A 5942-nucleotide genomic window follows, 5' to 3' on the forward strand; every position below is an offset into this window, starting at 1 on the left:
GAAGAGGAGGGGTCGAGCTACCTGGCCGATGGCGATGCTGACTCCGGCGACGCGCGCACGCTCAGGCCGCTGCACGCCGCGGCCTGCACTTACCACATCGCCTTCGGCCCGCGCGCCGGGCAGAAGGTGTTCACGGTGCAAGGCACGATGCCGCGAGACGCCGCGTTCACCCAGGCGCTGTGTGTGCGGACGAGCAGGGTTTCAGCCTGCACGCGGCCGTGCGCTGCGGCGCCGACGAGCGCCAGCGGCTCGAGCAGTTGTGCCGCGACATCACCCGCCCGGCGCTGGCCAACGGGCGGGTGCAGTGCAACAGCGCCGGGCGGGTGGTGCTCAAGCTCAAGACCGCGTGGCGCGACGGCACCACGCACATCGTGATGTCGCCGCTGGCGTTCATGCAGCGGCTGGCTGCGCTGGTGCCTCGGCCAAGGCTGCACCTGATTCGCTTCCATGGTGTGCTGGCGCGCCGAACGCCAAGCTGCGGGCTATGAGGAGGCCACCGGCGAGTCGGAGCTTGCAGCAACCGAGTCAGGCTGCGAGCACGGCCGGCCGGCGCGCATCAGCTGGGCCCGATTGCTCAAGCGGGTCTTTGAGATCAACCTTGAACACTGCCCGAACTGCGGTGGCGAGCTCAAGATCATCGCCGCCATCCTGGAGGCGCCCGTGATCGAGCGGATCCTCACGCACCTGGGCCTGCAGGCCCGCGCGCCACCCCGGGCGCCAGCGCGCGGCCACTTGCAACACGCTGCGTGATGGCGTCCCGGCGTCCCGGGATGCGGTGACTGGCTGCGCTTGGCGCGGACAGACCCCTGTGAGGGGCTACGAATCGGGAGGGTTCACCCGAACCCGGAACCGCATTCAGGCCAGGCGGCGCGCCTGCCGCTTCTCAGCGTGCGCTCGGCCAAGTCGCGGTAGGGGCCCGGCTCGAAGCCCGGATACGGCTCGAGCCGGTCGGCGGTCCACTCCGGTACGAGAAGTCGGTCTTCTCGCCCGGCCTGCCGGTCGGCTCGGGAACAAAGCCGCAACCGCTCGTGCGAGGTCATTCGAATCAGCGGCAAATGGGGCCGCGATCGGCTCAAGGACGTCTGTCTCGAACCGCACTGCCGGAGCGAATCGCGTCCAGTCCCAGGCTGCGGCCATAGCGGTCGACTGCGAACACGAACATCAGGAGCACGAGAAAGACATAGGTCCAGGGCCATTCCTGCGGCGAGCGGTAGAGCCCGAGCCAGAGGTTCAAGGCGAACAGCGCGCCGACGATGCCGCTGACGCGCACGAACAGGCCGAGCAGGAGCGATACGGCGATCGCCATTTCCAGCACGTAGACCGCATAGGCGAACGGCGCGAAGGCGGGCAAGACGAGCGTCTCGACAAGTTGGCTCTGGATGGGGAAGGCCGCGTGCTGGACCATCTGCTCGGTCCAGTATCGAAGACCGCCGATATCCGTCGGGAATTTCCACTGCGCCTGCTGCCACCACATGGCGCCGACGATGAAGCGAACGAGCCAATGCGCGAGATGTTGCGCCCCCTTCTGACCCGCAACCGTTCGCCAGGCCCGGTGAGCGATGACAATGGCCGCAAGCGCCACCAGCCAAAAGAGCACGACCATGACGAACGGCTCGTGATAAGTTGGCTTCGTCAAGAAGGCGAAAACATCCGTGAACGGGTCGACGCGCATGGGAGATCACCTCGCAATCCGGCGAGAATAGCCCGCCTCGCGCAGTCCCCGCTCTTTCGAGGGCCATTCTCGGAGTCGTGATATCCGATGCGCGCGCGCTCGCCATACACTCCAGGCCGTTGGCTTCCTTTGCCGCGGACCGTCATGTCTCGACAGCCAACCCTCCTGTCGAAGCGCTGCGCCTTCGCGATCATGGCGAAGGCTTCCGAGCCGGGGCGGGTCAAGACACGCCTGGTGCCGCCGCTCTCCATGGAGGACGCGGCAACCCTGAACACGTGCTTTCTCGCCGACGTCTCCCAGAACATCCTGACCGCGGCCGACTCGGTGCCCATCGACGGCTACGTCGCTTACGCAACGACCGGATCGGAGGCGTTTTTCCGCGCGAATCTTGCGCCCGCGATGCGGCTCCTGCCGCCACGCGAGATGGGACTCGGGCAAAGCCTGCACCACGCCTCGGCGGACCTGCTGGCAGCCGGATACGGCGCGGTCTGCCTGGTCAATTCGGACAGCCCGACGCTGCCAACGGAGATCCTGGTCGAGACCGCGAGGATCCTGCTGGACGAGCCTGATCGCGTCGTGCTCGGCCCTTGCGACGACGGCGGCTACTACCTCATCGGCATGGCCCGCTTTCAGGCACGCTTGTTCGAGGGCATCGCCTGGAGCACCGATAGGGTGTTCGCGCAGACGCTGGAGCGGGCCGCCGAGATCGGCGTCGACGTCGCGCGGATGCCGCAGTGGTATGACGTGGACGACGCGGCATCGCTTGCCCGCCTCGAGGCCGAGCTTCGGGGGCATGGCGCGCCGGCGGCTTTGAGGCCGTTCCGGGCGCCACGCAGCCGCGCTTATCTGTGCCCGGGCGACGCCTCGTCAGCGGCGGCATCGCCGCATCTTGAGCCGCAGGGCGCGACCGGCGTGAGCCGCGAGGCGCGACCGGCGTGAGCCGCGAGGCGCGACCGGCGGATCGACGAATGGCCGGTCGACGAATGGCCTCTCGCACCGTGCTCGGCGCACTGGGGCTGGCCCTGCTCGCCGCCTGCGGCGCGGCGCTCGTTCCGGTCCTCGACTACCGCCTCGCGGAATTCGCCTGGTTATCGCTCGCTCATGTCGCGGTCTATGCGCTCGCCGTCGCCTGGATCCTGCGCCATGGGGCGGGCCGCGGCGTGCTGATGGTCACCTTGGTCGTCGCAGTGCTCGCCCGCGCGATCGCCTTGCCCGCACCGCCTGCGCTGTCGAACGACGCACTGCGCTACATCTGGGACGGACGCGTGCAGGCGGCGGGGATCAATCCCTATCGCTACATCCCGGCCGACGCGCACCTGGCCGCGCTGCGCGACGAGACCATCTACCCGCACATCAATCGCAAGGAATACGCGCCGACGATCTATCCGCCGGCGGCGCAACTCGTCTTCCTCGCGGCGACTCGCTTCGGCGAAAGCTTCACCGTGATGAAGCTCGCCATGCTGGCGCTCGAAGCGGTCGCGATCGTGGCCATCATGGCGTGGCTCGCGGCATTGGGGCTGCCACGGGCGCGCGTCCTCATCTATGCCTGGCATCCGCTGCCGATCTGGGAGTTCGCGGGCACCGGCCATGTCGACGCGGCGGCGATCGCATTCCTCTGCCTGGCCCTGATTGCCGCGCAAAGCCGCAGGCCGTGGCTGGCAGGGATCGCGCTTGCCGCCGGCACGCTGGTCAAGGTCTACCCGATCGTCCTCGCGCCAGCGCTCTGGCGGCGCTGGGATTGGCGCATGCCAGCCGCCTTCCTGGCCACCGCGCTCCTGCTCTGCCTGCCCTACTTCGGCGCGGGCGCCCAAATCTTCGGCTTCGCCGCAGGCTATGCCCACGAGGAAGGGTTGGCCGAGGGGAGCGGCTTCTACCTGGTCAGGCTCGCGCGCGCGCTCGGGCTGCCCGCTCCGTCCGGAATCGTCTACGCCGCGGCCGGAGCATTGGCGATGACGGCGCTCGCAGCCGCGATCGCGCTGCGCACACACCCCGCCCGCCCGCGGCCGATGGATGCGATCGCGCTGGCCTCGGCGTTCCTGCTGATCACGTCCCCGCACTACGCGTGGTACTTCGTTTGGGTGCTTCCCATCCTGTGTGGAGCGTTCTATCTGCCGCTCGCCTACATTTCAGTTGCATGCGTGCTGTTCTATCTGCCGGCCGATACGTTCTGGGGCGATCGCCTTGTCGTCAACAGCCTTATTTATGGCGGGTTCGTGGCGCTCGCGCTGGTTGACCTTACCCTGAAGCGCCGAACGAGACGCCAAGCCGCTCATGAAGAAGACGATCATGCTCGCCACCCGGCCGGCTGAGGCCATCCGCCCGGCCGAGGCGCGCGCCGTCGATCCCCGCCGCTACTTCGAGGCCGTCGAGCAGGACCGAAGCGAGGTCGCGGACGCAGAGCCAGTCTGCCTCTATCTGGAGGTCACCAACCGCTGCAACCTGCCGTGCGCCACCTGCCCGCGCACCTTCGAGGAGCTCGAGCCGCCGGCGAACATGAGCTTCGAGCTGTTCCAGTCGATCGTCGACCAGTACCCGGCGGTCTCGCGCGTCGTCCTGCACGGGATCGGCGAGCCGCTGATGGTGCCTCACCTGCCGCGCATGATCCGTTACCTCAAGGATCGCGCAACCTACGTGCTGTTCAACACCAACGGCACGCTGTTGAACGAACGGCGCGGGCGCGAGCTGATCGCGAGCGGCCTCGACGAGCTCAGGGTCTCGCTCGACGCCGCCGAGCCCGTGGCCTTCAAGGCGGTGCGCGGCAAGGACGTGTTCGACCGGATCGTCAAGAACGTCCGTGCCTTTCGCGCGATGCAGCGCGCTGAAGGCACCGAGCTGCCGAGAGTCTCGCTCTGGCTGACAGGGCTCAAGGAGACGATCGGCGAGCTTCCCGCCTTCGTCGATCTCGCGCACGACATCGACGTGGCCGAGGTGCACCTGCAGCGCCTTGTCTACTTCCCCGACGGCCAGGGCCTCGCCCGCGCCGATCAGGCGCTTTTCGAGAGCGTGAGCCCAAACGAGGAACGCTTGATCAGCGAGGCCGAGGCGCGCGCGCGTCGTCACGGCATCCTGTTCGACGCCTCGGGTGCGACCGAGCCGGGCACCAGCCTCAAGCGCTCCGACGACGCGCGCCCGTGGTCGCTCTGCACCCGGCCCTGGACGTTGATGTACTTCACCGCGCACGGGCGCGCCTTGCCCTGCTGCATTGCGCCCTTCTCGATGCACGGCTACGACGCCTTCACTCTGGGCGACGCGACGCAGGCGAGCCTTCGCGACATCTGGAACGGCGAGCAGTACCGCGCCTTTCGCCGCGGCTTGCTCGGCGATCAGCCGCCCAGGGCATGCGCGAGTTGCGGCATGCGCTGGAGCCTGTAATCGACGGCAGCGCCCGGAGCCCGCCCGTGACAGATGCAGGAGCCGTAGCGCTCGTCGTGCCGGTGCTCGACGAAGAGGCTTCGATCGTCGCGGTGATCGGGTCGGTGCCGACCGAGGTCGTCGCCGAGATCATCGTCGTCGACGGCGGCAGCCGCGACCGCACGGCTGAGCGGGCCCGCGCGGCGGGCGCACGTGTGATCGCGTCGTCGGGCCGGGGTTACGGCCGCGCCTGCAGGGAGGGCGCCGACGCCGCAGCCGCGTGCCGCTCGATCATCGCTTTCATCGACGGCGACGGCAGCGACGATCCGGCCGAGATCGCCAGGATCGTGGCCCCCATCGCCGCGGGCGAAGCCGATTTCGTGATCGGATCGCGCAGCCGTGGCGAGCGCGAGCCGGGGTCGATGAGTGCCCATCAGTTGCTCGCCGGGCGGCTGGCCGGCTTGGCCATGGGCGCGCTCTACGGCGTCCGCTACACCGACATGTGTCCGTTGCGCGCCATCAGCAGAACCGCGCTCGAGCAGCTTGGCATGCGCGAGACGACCTATGGCTGGAATCTCGAGATGCAGATGCGGGCCGCACGCGATGGCCTGCGCATCGTCGAGTTGCCGGTCCGCCACCGGCGCCGGGCCGGCGGCGTCTCCAAGGTGGCGGGCAGCGTCAAAGGGACGCTGAAAGCGAGCGGAAGTCTCGCCACCACGTTCCTGCGCGTCGCTGCGCAGCGTCGCCAGAGCTAGAAGCGACGCCCACGAGGATCGGCGCCTCGCGTCTCTAGCTTCTCGCCATGACAATGGTCGTGCAGGCGCTGTCGAGCTTCGGCAGATCGCGTCCGGGCGCCATGCGAATGGCCAGGCGGCGCGTTTGCCCCCGCACGATCGGGCAATAGAGGTCAGGCTTATCC

7 protein-coding genes and 1 pseudogene are annotated in these 5942 nt (G+C 68.5%); 6 read left to right on the forward strand and 2 right to left on the reverse strand.

What is annotated here, in order from left to right:
- The first annotated feature begins 179 nt into the window (after positions 1–179).
- Together H0W38_RS14910 and H0W38_RS14915 are read left to right on the forward strand one after the other, a co-directional pair.
- Positions 180–488: a transposase gene (locus H0W38_RS14910; RefSeq protein WP_292455432.1), complete on the forward strand. Its 309-nt coding sequence runs from the start codon at positions 180–182 to the stop codon at positions 486–488.
- A complete protein-coding gene (locus H0W38_RS14915; protein ID WP_292455433.1) occupies positions 448–750 on the forward strand; it encodes a hypothetical protein in 303 nt (100 codons plus the stop codon). Before H0W38_RS14910 ends, H0W38_RS14915 begins: the two co-directional genes overlap by 41 nt.
- Before the next feature lie 133 nt (positions 751–883).
- On the opposite strand, the pseudogene H0W38_RS14920 reads toward H0W38_RS14915, so the two are convergent.
- Positions 884–976, reverse strand: a pseudogene (locus H0W38_RS14920) (hypothetical protein); the annotation flags it as partial.
- Between the two features lie 96 nt (positions 977–1072).
- Positions 1073–1672, reverse strand: coding sequence for a DoxX family membrane protein (locus tag H0W38_RS14925; protein ID WP_292455435.1), 600 nt, complete (start codon positions 1670–1672; stop codon positions 1073–1075).
- A gap of 144 nt (positions 1673–1816) precedes the next feature.
- Between H0W38_RS14925 and H0W38_RS14930 the strand changes: the two genes are divergently transcribed.
- The 4 genes from H0W38_RS14930 to H0W38_RS14945 are packed head-to-tail and all read left to right on the forward strand — an operon-like array spanning position 1817 to position 5778.
- Complete coding sequence (locus H0W38_RS14930; RefSeq protein WP_292455437.1) at positions 1817–2611, forward strand: TIGR04282 family arsenosugar biosynthesis glycosyltransferase; 795 nt, start codon at positions 1817–1819, stop codon at positions 2609–2611.
- Positions 2612–2655: 44 nt separating this feature from the next.
- Positions 2656–3981, forward strand: coding sequence for a glycosyltransferase family 87 protein (locus H0W38_RS14935; protein ID WP_292455439.1), 1326 nt, complete (start codon positions 2656–2658; stop codon positions 3979–3981).
- Positions 3944–5044 (forward strand): radical SAM protein, encoded by a 1101-nt coding sequence (locus H0W38_RS14940; RefSeq protein ID WP_292455441.1) that lies wholly within the window; start codon positions 3944–3946, stop codon positions 5042–5044. Before H0W38_RS14935 ends, H0W38_RS14940 begins: the two co-directional genes overlap by 38 nt.
- A gap of 56 nt (positions 5045–5100) precedes the next feature.
- The gene (locus H0W38_RS14945) at positions 5101–5778 is read left to right on the forward strand and encodes a glycosyltransferase family 2 protein (RefSeq protein WP_292455443.1); all 678 of its coding nucleotides are present in this window, start codon (positions 5101–5103) and stop codon (positions 5776–5778) included.
- The last annotated feature ends 164 nt before the right edge of the window (positions 5779–5942 follow it).

It is taken from the genome of Methylibium sp., assembly GCF_013817365.1.
Lineage (GTDB): Bacteria > Pseudomonadota > Gammaproteobacteria > Burkholderiales > Burkholderiaceae_C > Methylibium.

Bases quoted from the DNA above. Each gene is read 5' to 3' on its own strand.
- H0W38_RS14915 (WP_292455433.1), top strand. From the start codon at position 448: ATGGTGTGCTGGCGCGCCGAACGCCAAGCTGCGGGCTATGAGGAGGCC.
- H0W38_RS14925 (WP_292455435.1), bottom strand. From the start codon at position 1,672: ATGCGCGTCGACCCGTTCACGGATGTTTTCGCCTTCTTGACGAAGCCA.
- H0W38_RS14930 (WP_292455437.1), top strand. From the start codon at position 1,817: ATGTCTCGACAGCCAACCCTCCTGTCGAAGCGCTGCGCCTTCGCGATC.
- H0W38_RS14935 (WP_292455439.1), top strand. From the start codon at position 2,656: ATGGCCTCTCGCACCGTGCTCGGCGCACTGGGGCTGGCCCTGCTCGCC.
- H0W38_RS14940 (WP_292455441.1), top strand. From the start codon at position 3,944: ATGAAGAAGACGATCATGCTCGCCACCCGGCCGGCTGAGGCCATCCGC.